13 protein-coding genes are annotated in these 17,222 nt (G+C 64.5%); 9 read left to right on the forward strand and 4 right to left on the reverse strand.

Annotated elements, in window-relative coordinates; genetic code table 11:
- The first annotated feature begins 445 nt into the window (after positions 1–445).
- From AC0L2H_RS17820 to AC0L2H_RS17835, 4 genes are read left to right on the forward strand one after another with little or no spacing between them, the layout of a single operon-like run.
- A complete protein-coding gene (locus tag AC0L2H_RS17820; protein ID WP_473591424.1) occupies positions 446–1,996 on the forward strand; it encodes a DUF4153 domain-containing protein in 1,551 nt (516 codons plus the stop codon).
- A 3-nt stretch (positions 1,997–1,999) separates the two neighbouring features.
- The gene (locus AC0L2H_RS17825) at positions 2,000–2,692 is read left to right on the forward strand and encodes a response regulator transcription factor (RefSeq protein WP_473591425.1); all 693 of its coding nucleotides are present in this window, start codon (positions 2,000–2,002) and stop codon (positions 2,690–2,692) included.
- The gene (locus tag AC0L2H_RS17830) at positions 2,680–4,284 is read left to right on the forward strand and encodes a sensor histidine kinase (RefSeq protein WP_473591426.1); all 1,605 of its coding nucleotides are present in this window, start codon (positions 2,680–2,682) and stop codon (positions 4,282–4,284) included. The genes AC0L2H_RS17825 and AC0L2H_RS17830 overlap by 13 nt, the downstream gene beginning before the upstream one ends.
- A gap of 29 nt (positions 4,285–4,313) precedes the next feature.
- Positions 4,314–5,480 carry an NAD(P)/FAD-dependent oxidoreductase gene (locus AC0L2H_RS17835; RefSeq protein WP_473591427.1) on the forward strand — a complete coding sequence of 389 codons (1,167 nt, stop codon included), beginning with the start codon at positions 4,314–4,316 and terminating at the stop codon, positions 5,478–5,480.
- A gap of 296 nt (positions 5,481–5,776) precedes the next feature.
- Here AC0L2H_RS17835 and AC0L2H_RS17840 read toward each other — a convergent pair whose 3' ends face one another.
- The gene (locus AC0L2H_RS17840) at positions 5,777–6,199 is read right to left on the reverse strand and encodes a GNAT family N-acetyltransferase (protein WP_473591428.1); all 423 of its coding nucleotides are present in this window, start codon (positions 6,197–6,199) and stop codon (positions 5,777–5,779) included.
- A 155-nt stretch (positions 6,200–6,354) separates the two neighbouring features.
- Here AC0L2H_RS17840 and leuD point away from each other — a divergent pair, with 155 nt between their 5' ends.
- Together leuD and AC0L2H_RS17850 are read left to right on the forward strand one after the other, a co-directional pair.
- Complete coding sequence (gene leuD, locus AC0L2H_RS17845; RefSeq protein WP_473591429.1) at positions 6,355–6,960, forward strand: 3-isopropylmalate dehydratase small subunit; 606 nt, start codon at positions 6,355–6,357, stop codon at positions 6,958–6,960.
- A 62-nt stretch (positions 6,961–7,022) separates the two neighbouring features.
- Positions 7,023–7,958, forward strand: a complete 936-nt coding sequence (locus tag AC0L2H_RS17850; RefSeq protein ID WP_473591430.1) for a hypothetical protein — start codon at positions 7,023–7,025, stop codon at positions 7,956–7,958.
- Between the two features lie 174 nt (positions 7,959–8,132).
- Here the strand turns inward: AC0L2H_RS17850 and AC0L2H_RS17855 are convergent, their stop codons facing one another.
- Positions 8,133–11,945: a tetratricopeptide repeat protein gene (locus tag AC0L2H_RS17855; RefSeq protein WP_473591431.1), complete on the reverse strand. Its 3,813-nt coding sequence runs from the start codon at positions 11,943–11,945 to the stop codon at positions 8,133–8,135.
- Positions 11,946–12,222: 277 nt separating this feature from the next.
- Between AC0L2H_RS17855 and AC0L2H_RS17860 the strand changes: the two genes are divergently transcribed.
- The 3 genes from AC0L2H_RS17860 (at position 12,223) to leuB (ending at position 14,148) form a co-directional block, all read left to right on the forward strand.
- Positions 12,223–12,609 carry a RidA family protein gene (locus AC0L2H_RS17860; RefSeq protein ID WP_473591432.1) on the forward strand — a complete coding sequence of 129 codons (387 nt, stop codon included), beginning with the start codon at positions 12,223–12,225 and terminating at the stop codon, positions 12,607–12,609.
- Complete coding sequence (locus AC0L2H_RS17865) at positions 12,606–12,956, forward strand: VOC family protein (RefSeq protein ID WP_473591433.1); 351 nt, start codon at positions 12,606–12,608, stop codon at positions 12,954–12,956. The genes AC0L2H_RS17860 and AC0L2H_RS17865 overlap by 4 nt, the downstream gene beginning before the upstream one ends.
- A gap of 88 nt (positions 12,957–13,044) precedes the next feature.
- On the forward strand, positions 13,045–14,148 hold the full coding sequence (leuB, locus tag AC0L2H_RS17870; protein WP_473591434.1) for a 3-isopropylmalate dehydrogenase: 1,104 nt from the start codon (positions 13,045–13,047) through the stop codon (positions 14,146–14,148).
- 80 nt (positions 14,149–14,228) lie between these two features.
- Here the strand turns inward: leuB and AC0L2H_RS17875 are convergent, their stop codons facing one another.
- Entirely contained in the window at positions 14,229–14,930 is a 702-nt protein-coding gene (locus AC0L2H_RS17875) for a DUF805 domain-containing protein (RefSeq protein ID WP_473591435.1), read from the reverse strand.
- 107 nt (positions 14,931–15,037) lie between these two features.
- Positions 15,038–16,903, reverse strand: coding sequence for a DEAD/DEAH box helicase (locus tag AC0L2H_RS17880; RefSeq protein WP_473591436.1), 1,866 nt, complete (start codon positions 16,901–16,903; stop codon positions 15,038–15,040).
- Positions 16,904–17,222: the final 319 nt, after the last annotated feature.

A 17,222-nucleotide genomic window follows, 5' to 3' on the forward strand; every position in this document is an offset into this window, starting at 1 on the left:
TCCGGCAGGACAGAGGGGGGTGGGAAGGATCGCTACTTCGGCTTGAGCATTCCCAACCGAGATTCAACCTGAAGGCATGGCTGCGATTTGGTTGATACGTCGGCGGGACAGCACCCCCCCTCTGCCCTGCCGGGCATCTCCCCCGCAAGGGGGGAGATTGGCAGCTTCACCGACATCGCCTGCACCTAAAGCGATTGCCTGCACGAAAACTGCACGCCCTTGCAGAAAATCTCCTCCGGTCCGCCCTGCCGCGTCCTTGCCGGCACGCGAAAGAGGCGGGCATGCAAGATCAAGAAAATCCCCGCTGGCGGCTGCCGTATCGGCTCCGAAACGAAGGCTGGTGGCTTGCCGACCCACCCGGGTCTCACCCTCTCGCCGCCCTCCTCCCTTTCATCCCAACGCCCGTGCCGCGATATCCCGGCCGGGCGATCACGAAAGTCCTGCCATGACATCGTATCTCACGCCGAGCTATTGCAGCCGCTTCGGCGTCGCCGTGCTGCTTGCCGCACTGGCGGATTTCCTCTTCTACGGCCAGCCCGCCGGCATCAATTTCTTCCTGTTCGCCATGCTGATCGCCGGTGCGATCGTTGCCGTGCATCCTTCGGCTCTCAGCGACATCAGGGTCTGGCGGAAGCCCGCCGCACTGCTGGTCGCGTTGCTGCCGCTCATCGAGAACGTCAGCGTCCTGTCCGTCTCGATCGGGCTTGCGGCTCTGGCCGTCTTTGCGCTTTCGCTCACCCGGCGGCTGCGGCGAAGCCTTGCCCGCATTGCCGGCCAGCTCCTGGCGTTCGCGCTCGCCACGCCCTTCCGGTTCGTCCATGACTTCTTGCGCTGGCGCAGGGCGGCGCGGCAGCTTGGCCAGCGCCGCATCCGCTTCGCGGCAATCGCCGTCTGGATCATGCCGCTGGTGCTTGGCGCGGTGTTCCTGGCGCTGTTCGGCGCCGCCAATCCGGTCATCGAATACTGGCTTTCGCTGATCGACCTCTTCGCCCTGCTCAAGCTCATCCAGCTGCCGCGGCTGTTCTTCTGGCTGATCGTGCTTGCCGGCGTCTGGGCCTTCCTGCGGCCGCGCCTTCCGCGCCTTGCCAGGCGCATTCCGCGTCTGGCGCCGGCCGCCAACGCGCCGCCGTCGGCAAAAGCCGCCACCACGATCGAGGACATCGTCTTCGGCAAGGCCGCCATTTTGCGCGCGCTCATCGTCTTCAACATCCTGTTTGCGGTGCAGACCGGGCTCGACGCCGCCTATCTCTGGGGCGGCGCGGCACTCCCCGATGGCCTGACCTATGCCGCCTATGCGCATCGCGGCGCCTATCCTTTGATCGTCACGGCGCTGCTCGCCGCCGGCTTCGTGCTGGCGGCGCTGAGGCCCGGCAGCGCGACGTCAGGCGATCGGCTGATCCGCACCCTGGTCTATGCCTGGGTGGCGCAGAACATCGCGCTGGTCGTTTCGTCGATCCTGCGGCTCGACCTCTATATCGGCATCTATGCGCTGACCTACTGGCGCGTCGCCGCCTTCGTCTGGATGGGGCTGGTAGCGGTGGGCCTTGCCCTGATCATCGCCCGCATCGTGCTGGAAAAACCCAATCAATGGCTCTCTTCGGCCAATCTTCTGACGCTTTCGGCGACGCTTTATGCCTGCTCTTACATCAACTTCGCCGCGCTGATCGCCAACTACAATGTCGACCATTGTCTCGAAATGACCGGTAGGGGCACTTCGCTCGATGTCGGGTATCTGCATGCGCTGGGTCCGGGCGCCTTCCCGGCTCTCGATCGCTTCATCGAGCATCAGGGCAGGTCGATCGCCACCGACACCGCGTCGGTTACCGCCTTGCTGAACCTTGTGGAGCGGCATGAAGCAAACAAGGCCGCCTATCGCATGGTGCAGAAAAACTGGCGGGCATGGAGCTTTCGCAACTGGCGGCTCGATGCCTATCTCGACACGCACGGGCCGTTCGTGGTTCCTGATCGCTTCGAACGTCCCCTGTCGGGTCCCTGATTGATGCCGCATCACATTCTCGTCGCCGACGACGACCCGCATATCCGCGAGATCATCTGCTTTGCGCTGGAAAAAGCGGGGATGAAGACGCTTCCCGTCGCCGACGGCGCCGCCGCCCTGCAGGCGATCGAGCGCCACGCGCCCGATCTCGTCGTGCTCGACATCGGCATGCCCGAGATGGACGGGCTGGAAGTGTGCCGCCGGCTCAGGCAGCGATCCGATGTGCCGGTGCTGTTCCTGTCCGCGCGTGATGAAGAGATCGACCGTATCCTCGGGCTGGAAATGGGCGGGGACGACTATGTCACCAAGCCGTTCAGCCCGCGCGAACTGGTCGCCCGCGTCAACGTCATCCTGCGGCGCGCCCGCCCGGCGCCTGTCGAGATCGACGACCGGCATCTCTCGCATGGCAGGCTCACTCTGGCGCCGGCCAGCCACGCCGCCAGTTTCGACGGCAGGACGCTGGCGCTGACCGCGATCGAATTCTCGATCCTGAAAGGGTTTCTGGCGCGCCCGGCGCACGTGCTCGACCGCGAGACGGTGATGGCCAGCGCCTATGCCGGCAATATCCATGTCGCCGGCCGCACCGTCGACAGCCATATCCGCAACATCCGCGCCAAGCTGGCGGCGGCCGGCTGCGAGGATGCGATCGAGACCGTGCACGGCGTCGGCTTCCGGCTCGGCAAATGCGGCGCGTGAGCGCGCAAAAATGGATCGGCACCAAATGGCGGCCACGGTTGGCCATGATCGTCGTCGCCATCCTGATCATGGTGATGGCGCTGCCGCTGGTCGGCCTGTTCTTCTTCAGGCTCTACGAGAACCAGCTGATCCGCCAGACCGAGGCCGAGCTGATCGCGCAGGGCGCGGTGCTCGCCGCCATCTATGCGCAGGATGTGCGCGAGGCCGGCATTCCGGTCGAACGGCTTGGCGCTCCGATACCCGCGGAAGAGAGTGAATATCCAGGCAGGAGCAGCGAGCTCGCCTCCCGCTACCGGCCGATCGAGCCGAGCCTCGATCTCGCCTCCGACACTGTCCTGCCGACCCGACCTGCGGCCGTCGCCGCCAGTCTCGACCCAGTCTTCGCGGCGATCGGTTCGCGTCTGTCGGGCATCCTTGCCGAGACACAGAAAACCACGCTGGCCGGCTTCCGGCTGCTCGATCCCAGGGGCGTCGTCATTGCCGGGCGCGAGGAGGTTGGCCAGTCGCTCGCCGAGGTCGCGGAGGTGCGCGAGGCGCTTTCCGGCCGCTACGCCAGTGAGCTCAGGCTGCGGATCCCCGACCAGCCGGCGCCACCGCTCTATTCGGTCAGCCGGGGGACGAAAGTCCGCGTCTTCGTCGCCATGCCGGTTGCCGTGGCCGGCAAGGTCGCCGGCGTCATCTATCTGTCGCGGACACCGAACAACATCGTCAAGCATCTCTATGGCGAGCGCGGCAAGGTTACGCTCGCGGCCATCGCCATTCTCGGCGGCACACTGCTCATCGCCTTCGTCTTCCTGCGCACCGTCAGCCGGCCGATCTACGCGCTGATGGAGCGGACAGAGCGGATCGCCGCCGGCGACCGCACGGCGATCAGGCCGCTCGACCATCACGGCACGCGCGAGATGGCCGAGCTTTCGGCGGCTTTCCTCGACATGGCCGAAAAGCTGCATGCGCGCTCCGACAGCATCCAGACCTTCGCCACCCATGTCTCGCACGAGCTCAAATCGCCGCTGACGGCGATCCAGGGCGCGGCGGAGCTGCTGCGCGATTCGGGCGCCGCCATGGACGAGGTCGAGCGCAAACGGTTTTCAAACAACATCGTCACCGATGCCGGGCGGCTCAATCTTCTGGTGCGCCGCCTGCTCGACCTGGCGCGCGCCGAAAACCTCGCCCCCAGCGGCGAGACCACATCGATCGGCGCAGCACTGGCGCTGCTGCCCGTGGACAAAAGATTGGCGGTCCATGTCGAGGCGGGTGGTGAGACCGGCCTGCGCATCTCGGGCGAGAACGCGGCGATCGTGCTTGCCAATCTGATCGACAATTCGGCGCGCCACGGTGCGAGCGCGGTTTCGCTCGCGGCAAGCAGCGCGGGCGGCAAGGCGACGGTTCTGGTGAGCGACGACGGCGCCGGCATTTCGCCGAGCAACCGGGACCGCATCTTCGAGCCGTTCTTCACCACGCGCCGCGATTCCGGCGGCACCGGCATGGGGCTCGGTATCGTGCTGGCCCTCCTGAAAGCGCATGATGGCACGATCCGGCTGGTTGACTCCGGGCGCGGCACGCGCTTCGAGATCACCTTGCCGGCCGCATGAAGGATGCGATCGGCGGATCGGAGAAAAAAGTGCGCTACGACATCGTCATCATCGGTGGGGCCATCGTCGGCTCGTCGATCGCCTATTATCTGCGCGAGGAAGGGTTTTCGGGCTCGATCGCGCTGGTCGAGCGCGACCCGCAATTCGCCCATGCGGCGACGACGCTGTCCTGCGCCTCCATCCGCCAGCAGTTTTCCATCCCGGAAAACATCCGTCTGTCGCAGTTCACGCTGAAACTGTTCCGGCGGCTGACGGAGGTTTTTGGCGCCGATGCCGATATCGGCTTTCGCGAAGGCGGCTATCTCATCCTGGCCGGCGAGAACGGCCTGCCGATCCTCAAGTCCAATCACGAGGCGCAGATGGCCGAGGGCGCCGACATCGTGCTCGAGGATGCCGAGCAGCTCACGCGCAGGTTTCCGTGGCTGTCGGCAGAGGGCATCACCGCCGGCGCCTATGGCCGCAGCGGCGAGGGCTGGTTCGACGCGCATGCGATGCTGATGCTGTTCCGCAAGGCGCTGCGCGAGAAAAAAATCGATTTCATCACGGCCGATGTCACCGGCATCGCGCGGCAGGGCGATCGCGTCACCGGCGTCAGCCTCGACAATGGCGAGAAGCTCGAAGCCGGCATCGTCATCAACGCCGCCGGGCCGAATGCCGGCAAGGTGGCCGGCATGGCCGGGCTTTCGCTGCCGGTCGAGCCGCGCAAGCGCAACGTCTTCGTCTTCGAGGCGCGCGAGAAATATGCCGACATGCCGCTGCTGGTCGATCCCAGCGGTATCTATGTCCGGCCGGAAGGCTCGGTCTACATCACCGGCGGCGCCGAGCCGGAAGAGGGCGATGGTCCGGCCGATCCCAAGGATTTCGAGCCGGACTGGCCGCTGTTCGAAGAGGTGATCTGGCCGGTGCTGGCGACCCGTATCCCGGCCTTCGAGGCGATCAAGCCGACACGCGCCTGGGCCGGACATTACGACTACAATACGCTCGACCAGAACGCGGTGATCGGGCCACATCCTGAGCTGACGAATTTCCTGTTCGCCAACGGGTTTTCCGGCCACGGCCTGCAGCAGGCGCCCGCGGTCGGCAAGGGGCTGGCCGAGCTGATCGTGCATGGCAGCTACAGGACGGTGGATTGCTCGGCGTTCGGGTATGAGCGCGTTGCGGAGGGAAGGGCGTTTCGGGAGTTGAATGTGATTTGAGGCTGGCGCGGCGCCTTGTTCCTTCGTCATTCCAGGGCGGAGCAGGAGCGAAGCGACGTCGCGAAGACCCTGGAATCCATGCCGTTACTACTGCCCTGAGGCGTTAGCGGTGCAGAATGAAGGCTGCGCCGACCCGCGTATAAAGTTCTGCACCCCCGCGACGCTTCGACATCACGGCATGGATCCTGGGGTCTTCGCTCCGCTTCGCGTTCGCTTCGCCCCAGGATGACGAAGATGGGTTAAGCCGCAACCCGCCTGGCCCGCATCCAGATGTGCCTGCAGCCCAGCCCGCTCCGTCAGCCCTTGCGGCCGAACCAGAAGGCGTCCGCCATGCGCTTCATGCCGATGCGCTCGTAGAAGCCGACGGCGTCGGGCATGGATATCAGGCTGATGGCGACCGATGGTCCGAGCTGCCGGCGTGCCTCGTCCATCAGGCCCTTGCCGACGCCGAGCCCCTGCGCCGACCGGGAAACGGCAAGGTCGGAAATATAGCAGACCCAGGAGAAGTCGGTGACGCCGCGGGCGACGCCGATCAAGGGCTTGCCTTCGATGTCGAGGCGCGCCGTCAGCACCAGGTTGGCGCCGGCAAGCATCGCCTTCAGCCGAGGTTCGTCATCGACCGGGCGCGTCTCGCCGAGGCCGGATTCCACCAGCACGCGGCGGAACTCGGCCGCGTCGAGGGCCGGCTCGCTGGCATAGAGGACGTGCTGTTCGCTCATGGCAGCCAGATTGCAGCAAGGAGCAGCGATTTCGAAGCCATTTTTTGCTCGCCCTTTGCTCCGCGGCTGTGCACAAACAGTTGGCTTTTATTTGCCCGTGGCTTTGTGTAAACCAGGCCCCAGCAAATCCCCGCAACGAAACTCGGGCAAAGACCATGGAAAAATTCACCAAGCTCACCGGCGTCGCGGCGCCCATGCCGATCGTCAATGTCGACACCGACATGATCATCCCCAAGGATTATCTGAAGACGATCAAGCGCACCGGGCTCGGCACCGGCCTGTTCGCCGAGATGCGCTACAAGGATGATCGTTCGGAAAATCCAGACTTCGTGCTCAACAAGCCGGCCTACCGCAAGGCGCAGATCCTGGTCGCCGGCGACAATTTCGGCTGCGGCTCGAGCCGTGAGCACGCGCCCTGGGCGCTGCTCGATTTCGGCATTCGCTGCGTCATCTCGACCTCGTTCGCCGACATCTTCTACAACAACTGCTTCAAGAACGGCATCCTGCCGATCACCGTCAGCCCGGAGGATTTGGAAAAGCTGATGGACGATGCCTCGCGCGGCTCCAACGCGACGCTGTCGATCGATCTCGAAGCCAAGGAGATCCGTGGGCCGGACGGCGGCGTGGTCAAGTTCGACCTCGACGATTTCAAGCGGCACTGCCTGTTGAACGGCCTCGACGACATCGGCCTGACCATGGAGAAGGCCGGCGCCATCGCCTCGTTCGAAAAGAAGAACGCCGAGCTGCGCCCCTGGGCCTGAGCGATGCGATGAAACCCGGGCGCGGCAGGCCGGGTTCGTGGCGGCTGAACGGAGGGACAGTCATGACACGTTCGCTTGTTGCCGGCGCCTGCGCGCTGGCATGGATTCTCATGCCGGTGGCTGGCGCGTATCCGCAGACCGACACGGTGCTCGTGCCTGCTGACGATTCGTCCGGCGGCGCCGCCGACCAGGACGCGTCGAGCAGCTCCAATGCGGCCCTGGCCGAGAGTGACAGCCAAGCACCGATCCCGTTCGAGGGTGGGCGGCTGACCATCACCCAGCAGGAAGAGTATGGCGAAAAGGTGCTGGCCTATGACGGCGAGCAGCTGGCGAGCAACTACGATGTGTTCTTCGACAAGGTCGTCAAGGTCGGCGGCGTCGATGTGGCTCTGGTCGATGTCGGCGACGGCGGGAACCAGTGTGGGCCGGCCAAGGTGATCGTCTGGAAACCGGAAGGCGGCACGATCCAGACCACCACCGTCGAGCAGGATGAATGCGGCGCGCCGCCGGCGGCCGTATCCGACAACGCCATTTACTTCGTGCCCTATCTCCTGCCGGGCGATTCGAAGCCGGCGCTGCAATGGTCACCCACCGAGGGGCTGACGATCTCGGGAAATCTCGCCTACATGCCGGAGCCCGGCACCGACTGGAAGGACGTCGACCCGGCAAAATACGACAACATCATCGATGCCTTCCACAATGAGGCCGTCTACAAGGCGGCCGAAAAACTGCTTGGCGATACGATGCCCGAAATGGCGACCAGCCTGCTGGTCGGCGGCGGCACCGAGAAGACGGCGTCCGGCGCGTTCTACGCCACCGGCTGCGTGCCGCATGCTTGCGGCGGCAGCAACGGCTTCATGGCCGTCGACCCGGCCAGGCACACGCTCTATTTCGCCCGGCAAGGCGACAAACCCGAGCCGGATGCGTGGCCTGCGGTCAAGACCTGGCCGGCCGACATAAAGGAGGCGCTGGACAAGGCGCTGGGGTCGGCAAATTAGGTCGGTGACCCTGCGCCTTCGTGCTTCGCCATCGGATTGACGAAGACGCGAAGGGTTCGGCCAGCGGCACGGCTGCTGGAAAAGCAGTTTGTCGTGATCCTCTCCATCGCTCTGTGCTGCCGGCCTCAGCCCTTCGCTGCCGCTCCGGGTGTTCGTCGTTCGAAAAGCCAAGCCTTACTTCGCTCCAAGGCTCAATGCCTTTTTGCGGTCGGCCTCGGCACGCTTGTGATTGCCGTTGGCGTCCCACGCTCTGCTTCGCACCTTATAGGCCGCGGCAAAATCCGGTTTGAGCTTTATCGTCTGGGATAAATCGGCGATGGCCCCGTCATAGTCCGCCTTGCTGATCCGAATCACGCCCCGGCCCAAATAGGCAAAGGGGTTTTTGCGATCGAGGCTGAGCGCCGTTTCGAAATCGCGCAGTGCTGCGGCGTCCTCATGTCTGCCCATCCATATGAGACCCCGATCGGCATAGATCCTTGCGTCCTTGGTATTGAGAGTGATGGCCTTGTCGTAATCCGCAAGCGCCCCGTCGTAATCTCCCTGGAAACCGCGGTTCTGGCCGCGGTCATAGTAGGTATCGGCAAGATTCGGGTTGAGCGCGATCGCCTGGCTGTAATCAGCCACGGCATGAGCGTAATCGCCCTTGGCCTCCCATGACATGGCGCGGGCCAGATAGGCATCATGGAATGCCGGAAAGTGCGCAATCGCCTTGTCGTAAAGGGCTATGGCGCCGTCATAGTCGTCCCTCTCATGCAGCGCTCGACCCTTGTTGAACGTCTGCGCGGCCAGCGAAGTCCAACTCGGCCTGGTCGCTTGCTCGCCCGCCCGGCCAGCGGCCTTGCCCGGCATCTTCGATGCGTTCGCTCCGTCTCTTGCCACCATCGCCAACTTGCGGCCCTTGCGGGCGGGGGCCATCTTTGGATCGAGCTTCAGCGCCTGGTCGAAGTCGGCAATCGCCGGGTCGTAGTCGCCCTTGGTGAACCAGACGCTGCCACGCGCAAAATAAGCAGGCGCATATTGCGGTTTGAGTTCGATCACGAGGCTGTAGTCGGCGATGGCGCGCTCCAGTTCGTTCTTGTTGGTCCACGCGACGGCGCGGCCGATATAAGCGTCTAGATAGCCGGGATAGAATTCGATCACCTTGCCGAAGTCGCTGATGGCTGCGTCGTACATACCCTTCTGGATAAGCGACGTGCCGCGGCCGATAAAGGCCGCGGCTTTTCTCGGATCGAGCGCAATCGCCTTGCCGTATTCGGCGATGGCGCGATCGTATTTGCCTTTGTCGTAGAAGGCATCGCCACGATCGATGAAAGCCTTGAGGTTTTTCGACTCCGACTCGACGGCGTCCGGCGCGCCACCACCTTCTGCCAGCGCAGCCACCGCCGCCTTGCGGGCGACCGCATACTCTGGACTGCCAGGGTTGAGCTTTATGGCCTGGTCGAAGTCGGCGCCGGCGCCGTCATAGTCCTTCTGGTCGGCCCGCGCCATGCCGCGCGCGTAATAGCTGGCGTCATCCTTCGCATCGATCCCGATTGCCACCGAATAGGCGGCGATTGCGCGCCCTGCGTCGCCCTTGGCGTGCCACGCCATGCCCCGGCAATAGTGAGCGTCGCGCACCTTCGGCTCGAGCGTTGCGGCCCGGTCGCAATCGGCGAGCGCGCCATCGGCGTCGCCGGAAGTCACCTTGGCGAGACCGCGGCAAAAATAGGCTTCGGTGAAATTAGGAGCGAGCTGGATGGCCTTGTCGTAATCGGCGATCCCTCGGCCGTAGTCGCGTTTGGCGGTCCAGGCCCTGCCGCGGCCGAAATAGCCGAAGCGGTTGTTGGGATCGAGCGCGATCACCTGATCATAGGCGCCGATCGCCTCGTCGTATTTTCCCATGCCCAGGAAGGCATCACCGCCAAGCACCGCTTCCAGCGCGCGCGGGTCCTTCGCCTCCAGGGCCTTTGCCGCCAACATGTCGTCCGGGGCCATGATATCCGGAGTGGGCGCTTGCGGCTTCGCCGGTTGCCTGTCCGGCTGCGGGGGCAGTCCGCGCTCACCGCCGGCAACCTGTTCGCCGCAGGCTCCCGCCCGCTTCGGATCGAGTTCGGTGGCGCGCCGGCAATCCGCCGCGGCCCCGGCTTCGTCGCCGTTCAACGCCCTTGCGCGGCTGCGGACGAGATAGGCGTCGGCATTGTCCGGGTCGAGGCTGATCGCCTTTGCTAGATCGAGAAGCGCGCCGCTGGCGCTATATTCTGCAAGTCGCGTCTCGGCGCGCTCGATCAGGACTTTTGCAGCCGCCGGGTTCCTTGCCTTCACGACGGCCGATTCGGCTGGTTCGTCCGGCGCGCGTTCGTTGCAGGAGCCCGCCCGCTTCGGGTCGAGGTCGACGGCGCGCCTGCAGTCGGCGGCGGCAAGGGCGTCGTTGCCTTGCGACGCTTCGGCAAGCGCCCGGTTGTAAAACGCTTCGGCGTTGTAGGGGTCGAACTGGATCGCAAAGCTGAAGCTATCGATTGCGCCGCCGACATCGCCCTGGACCTGTTGCTCCAACCCTCGTTTCAGATTCCAGGCAACGAGTTCGGAATGATCCTCCTTCTTGGGGTAGAGTTGCAGCGGCTCGTATGCGGGAGGTGCGGCCGGCTTGGCCGCTTGCGGCGCGGCCGGCGTGTCGGCGGCTCCGCCTGCATCATAGGCCTGGCTGGCCGCAAGGTCGGTTGCTTCCCCGGCTTTAGGACTTACCCTGCGCTTGTCGAGTTGGACGCTGAGCCTTTCCTTGCGGTAATCTGCGTTGGTTGGATCGAGCGCGATGGCCCGGTCCAGATCGGCGATTGCCTTGTCCGGATCGCTCGCCTCCCAGACGAGGGCCCGGATAAAGTACGACTTTGGATCGGTCGGCTTCAAAGAGATAGCTTTGTCTAGATCGGCAAACGCCTCCCTTGAATTGCCGACCCGGGCCATCGTCATGCCGCGTACCCGGTAAGCCTGGGCGTCGGTCGGGTCGCGGCGGACGACTTCATCCAGATCGGCAAGAGCGCGCGCATAGTCTTTCTTCAAGCCCCAGCTCTTGGCGCGGTTGAAGTAGAAAGCGGAATTTGCCGGATCAAGCCGGATCGCCTCGTCGAACGCGGCAATGGCGCGGGTAGGGTCACCCTTGTCCTGCCATTCCACTCCGGCCGCATTTTGGGCGGAAGCGGCGCCCGAACCGCCATCGCCGTCCGGTTTACCCAAAGCCTCGACAATCAGACGCGCGCAATCGCGCCCCTTGTCCACGTCGACCCCGGCAATATACTCGCAGTCGGCTTCGGCGCGCTTGCGCTCGCCCTTGGCGATCCATGACAGGGCGCGGTCATGGTAAGGTGTGACAGGGTCCGTTCGCACACTCTGTGCCTTGTCGTAATCGCCCTGGGCTCGCGCCGCGTCGCCCATGCCTTCCCAGGCAATGCCGCGCACGCCATAGGCCATTTCGTTGGCGGGGTCGATGTCGATCGCCCTGTCGCAATCGGCAATGGCGCTATCGTGCTCGCCGTTCCTGCCGAGCGCCCTGGCGCGATCGACATAGAGGCTGCCATCGTCCGGCGTGAGCGCAATCGCGCGCGTATAGTCGGCAACGGCTTGATCGAAGTCGCCTTTGCTCTGCCAGGCAATGGCGCGATTGGTAAAAGCGCGCGTGTAAGTCGGATCGAGCGTGACCACCTCGGTCATATCGGCGATGACATGATCGACATCGTTCTTCTGGGTGTAGGTCAGGCCGCGCACGAAATAGGCGTTCACGCGCAAATCGGGGATCTCGTTTTTGTCCTCGGCAATAGCGGTGCAAGCGGCGATCTGCGCGTCGGCGCCGACCTTGCCGTCGCTGAAACAGGCAGCATAATCCTTGCCGGCGGCATGTGCCGAACTGCTCATTCCGCCAGGCACGACAATCCCCGCGAGTACCAGCGCCAACATCGGCACGCGCAAAAGCCCCGCAACAAATGCGCGCGCCAGCGCGTCGGTGTGGCATGACATGGTGCTGGTCCTCCCCCCGGAGTTACTGCGACTGCCCTCGCGGATACTTATATAGTTCTGTTTTTGTTCCTTAATGCAAGCAGAAATTGCAGCGGCCGTCGAAATTGCCGCCCTCCCCTTGCGGGGCCAAGGAATGGTCCGCTTTCCGAACGACGAACGCCCGGCAGAGGAGCCGCTCCGCCGACATCGGAGATATTGCACCGCCTATCCATCTGTTTTGGCCTATGGCGGGATCAGCGTCTTCCCTGCAAAATAGTCGCAACCACCGGGAGGCACCATGCGCACACTCATCTCCACCGGTTCGCCGTTCGAAAAGACCGCCGGCTATTCGCGCGCGGTGGTGCAGGGCGACTGGTGTTTCGTCTCCGGAACGACCGGTTACGACTATGCCACCATGACCATGCCGGAGTCGGTCGAGGCGCAGACGCGCAATTGCCTGGCGACGATCGCCAAGGCGCTCGGAGATGGCGGCTTCGAGATGGCCGATGTGGTGCGGGCGCATTACTACATCACCGACCAGGCCTTCGTGGATATCGTCTTCCCCATCCTCGGCGAGACCTTTGGCGAGATCAGGCCGGCGGCGACGATGATCGTCTGCCAGCTCAACAGACCGGAGATGAAGATCGAGATTGAAGTCACGGCCCTGCGGCGGACGGCCCGATGAAAGTCCGGCGCATCGTTGCAAACATAGACACGCAGGATATCGCTGCGGCAAAGCGTTTCTACCAGGATGTGCTCGGCCTCGATCTCAAGATGGATCTGGGCTGGATCGCCACCTATGGCTCGCAGGAGACGATGACCGTGCAGATCAGCTTCATGGCCGAGGGCGGCTCCGGCACGCCGGTGCCGGATCTGTCGATCGAGGTCGACGATGTCGATGCGGCGCTCGACGCTATGAAGACCGCCGGCTTTGCCATCGAATACGGACCGGCCGACGAGCCCTGGGGCGTGCGGCGCTTCTTTGTGCGCGATCCGTTCGACAGGCTGGTCAACATTCTCTCGCATCGGTGACCACGCTTCCCATGCGCAGGCTTGCGCCCCGGGCGCTTGGCGTTTAGCAAGGCCGCGGTTTCTCCAAACAATATTGGGACGGTTCTCCATGGCTTCGAAAAATCTTCTCCTGCTTGCCGGCGACGGCATCGGCCCCGAGGCGATGGCCGAAGTGAAGAAGCTGATATCAGCCATGAACGACAAGCTCGGCAGCGGTTTTGTTACCGACGAGGGGCTGGTCGGCGGCTGCGCCTACGACGCGCATGGCGCGGCGATCTCCGATGCCGACATGGAAAAGGCGATGGCGGCCGACGCCGTGCTGTTCGGCGCTGTCGGCGGGCCGAAATGGGACGCGGTGCCTTACGAGGTGCGCCCGGAGGCCGGGCTGCTGCGGCTGCGCAAGGACATGGAGCTGTTCGCCAATCTCAGGCCGGCGATCTGCTATCCGGCGCTGGCGGCATCCTCCTCGCTCAAGCAGGAAGTGGTCGAGGGGCTCGATATACTGATCGTGCGCGAGCTCACCGGCGGCGTCTATTTCGGCGAGCCGAAGCAGATCATCGATCTCGGCAACGGCCAGAAGCGCGGCATCGACACCCAGGTCTACGACACGTTCGAGATCGAGCGCATTTCCGGCGTCGCCTTCGAGCTGGCGCGGACCCGCAAGAACCACGTCACCTCGATGGAAAAGCGCAACGTGATGAAGTCGGGCGTGCTGTGGAACGAGGTCGTCAGCCAGACCCACCAGGCGCGCTATGCCGACGTCAAGCTCGACCACATGCTGGCCGATGCCGGCGGCATGCAGCTGGTGCGCTGGCCGAAGCAGTTCGACGTCATCGTCACCGACAATCTGTTCGGCGACATGCTCTCCGACATCGCCGCCATGCTGACCGGTTCGATCGGCATGCTGCCTTCGGCCTCGCTCGGCGCGCCTGACGCGAAGACCAAGAAGCGCAAGGCGCTCTACGAGCCGGTGCATGGCTCGGCGCCAGATATCGCCGGCAAGGGCATCGCCAACCCGATCGCCATGATCGCTTCCTTCGCCATGTGCCTGCGCTATTCCTTCGGCATGGTGGCGGAAGCCGACAAGCTCGAAGGCGCGATTGCCGCCGTGCTCGACGATGGGCTGCGGACCAAGGACATCATGTCCGAAGGCATGACCGAGGTCGGGACCGTCGAGATGGGCGACGCGATTATCGCCAAGTTCCTGGGCTGATCCCATGACGGTCGACGTCCGCTGGGCGACGACCGGCGATGCGGCGGCACTGCCGTCATGCTGTGCGAGATGGCGGTGCACTACTGCGCCCTTACGCTGGCCGGCACTGGCCCCCACTGGTTTTCGCGTGCTTGGGTTGGGATCAGCGCGAAGACCAGAATGATCAGGCTGCCGAAGGTCGGGACCAGAACAAGCAGGACGAGCCAGCCGGTCAGGCCGATATCGTGCAGGCGACGCACGTTGAGTCCGAGCCATGGCAGGAATGTCGCCAGCAGGAAGAGGCCGCAAAGGCCGACCGTCACCGCCGGCAATTCGTCGAGATTGGCCATGGCGTCGTCGATGAAGACGCCGATGCCGCCAATCACCAGCAGAGCGATCGTCCAGAACAGGCAATAGCCCCAATATTCCTGGCGGCGGGCGCGACCGGCGAAGTTGAAGTAATTCTCGGTCAGACCCCGCCAGAAGTAATCCCATAATCCGGTGGCCGCAGCCGGCTCGTTCTCGGCGGACCGGCCGAAATGTTGCGACTTGGGTGTTTCGGGCGCATGGCCGGGCTGAGACGGTGCGGGCGCAGCAGGAGCACCGGCCGCAGCCGTCTGGGCGGGAATCGAAAAGACGTCGCGCGCTTTTCCGCCACCTGGCTGGAACTCGACCAGCGCGCCCTTGGATATCGACGTCTCGCGGCGCAGGTTCTCGCGCGCGAAACCGTAGCGATTGCCATCGGCTCCGGTGATGAAACCGAAGCCCTGGGTCTCGTCATAGTGAAGAACCTCGCCGCGCATGCTTTGCCCACCCCCATTCGCGTCTCGCCCAGACTGTCCAGAGTTGCGGCGGATCGCAAGAGGTGAGCGCGAAAACGGGCATCAGCTTTGCCAGGTCACCGGCACGTCTAACCCGGCCGCTTCTTGGATTTCTTGTGTTTCGGCGCACCGCTGGTCTCGAACTTCGGCTTGCCCGGCTTCTTCGCCCAGGGTTTTGCCTCGAACGAACCGGGGTCGCGCTGTCCGGCCGGCGCACGCTTTTCGAATTTCGGCTTGTGAGCAGCTTGGGGCGCGTTCGGATCGAACGCTCCCTTGCCGCGGTGCGGCTTTTTGTCGGGCCTTGGCGGCTGATAGCCGGCGCGCGACAGGTCGGGCGTGCCGTCCAGCCGCTTCACCACGATGTTGTTCTGCAGCTTGCGATCCGGCCCGATCGCGGCGAGGAAGCGGTCGGCCCAGTCGGCCGATATCTGCACAAAGGTCTCTTCCGGCTGCATCTTGATGGCGCCGATCTCGCGCTTGGTGATGCTGCCGGTGCGGCACAGCATCGGGATCAGCCAGCGCGGTTCGGCATTCTGCCGGCGTCCGACCGATAGCGAGAACCAGACGCTGGCGCCGAAATCGTCGCGGCGGCTGGGCGTTTCCTCGCGGCGCGCAAACTTCTCGCCGGACGGGGTGAATGGCGCGACATCGAGGAGATCCTCGGGCGCCGAGCGGCTGGAGCGGCACATGCGCACGAAAGCGGCCGCCACCAGTTCGGCGCCATGTCTTTCCAGAAGCGTGTCGACGAAGCCGCGTTCGTCATCGCCCACCGGCTGCTCGAAGGACGGATCGGCCAGGATGCGCTCGTCGTCGCGCCTGAGCACGTCGTCGGCCGAGGGCGGGCTCGCCCATGCGGCGGTCAGGCCGGCACTTTGCAGCAGGCGTTCGGTGCGCCGGCGGGCGCTGTTGGGCACGATCAGCGCGCTGACGCCTTTTCGCCCCGCCCGGCCGGTGCGCCCGCTGCGGTGCAGCAGCGTCTCCGGGTTGGTCGGCAGGTCGGCATGGACAACCAGTTCGAGGTTCGGCAGGTCGATGCCGCGCGCCGCCACATCGGTGGCGATGCAGACTTTGGCGCGGCCGTCGCGCATCGCCTGCAGCGCGTGGCTGCGCTCGTTCTGGCTGAGCTCGCCGGACAGGGCCACGACGGAGAAATTGCGGTTGTTGAAGCGCGCGGTCAGATGATTGACGGCGGCGCGGGTGTTGCAGAACACCAGCGCGTTCTTCGCCTCGTAATAGCGCAGCACATTGATGATGGCGTTCTCCCGATCGGCCGGGGCGACGCCCAGTGCCCGGTATTCGATATCGAGATGCTGCTTTTCCTCGCCGGCGGCCGAGATGCGCACCGCATTGCGCTGATAGCCCTGGGCCAGCGTGGCGATCGAGCGCGGCACGGTAGCCGAAAACATCAAGGTGCGGCGCTCGGCCGGGGCGGCGTCGAGGATGAATTCGAGATCCTCGCGAAAGCCGAGGTCGAGCATCTCGTCGGCCTCGTCGAGCACAACCGCCTTCAGCGCCGACATGTCGAGCGAGTGCCGGGTGATGTGGTCGCGCAAGCGTCCGGGCGTGCCGACGACAATATGAGCGCCGCGCTCGAGTGCGCGCCGCTCGGTGCGCATGTCCATGCCGCCGACGCAGGACGCCACCGTGGCGCCGGTCAGCTCGTAAAGCCATTCCAGTTCGCGCGTCACCTGCAGGGCGAGCTCCCGTGTCGGCGCCACCGCCAGAGCCAAGGGTGCAGCGGCCTGTGCGAAGCGCTCGGCGCCGCCGAGAAGCGTCGGCGCCAAAGCGAGACCGAAAGCGACGGTCTTGCCGGAGCCGGTCTGGGCCGAAACCAGTGCATCGGCCTCGCCGAGCTCCGGCGCCAGAACCGCCTTCTGCACCGGCGTCAGCGCGACATAGCCGCGTTTTTCCAGCGCGGTTGCCAGCGCAGGAACAATACTATCGAAATTGGACATCTTGCTCTTTCGGAATTCGGATACTTCTGTGCCCGGCGATTGGGCCTTTCGTCGGCGGGCGCTGAGACGCTCAATGAGCCGGACGGTCCCGCCGTTCGTACTTCGTGCCGCCATCATTGTACAGGGCAAGCGCAGTGCCTCGTCGCAATTGACTCTTTACGCAAAGCGCGTAAAAGCCGGCACCGAACGGGAAAGTTTTCGATGCGCGGCCTTTTGATGGCGTTCCTTGCAGTCGACTTCCCCGGCCACAATGCAAATCATTGGGCCGGGTGCGTTGCCGCGTCTCCTCGTTCCAGCAAAACTATGGCCAAAACCACCA

The organism is Mesorhizobium sp. WSM4871 (assembly GCF_055811295.1).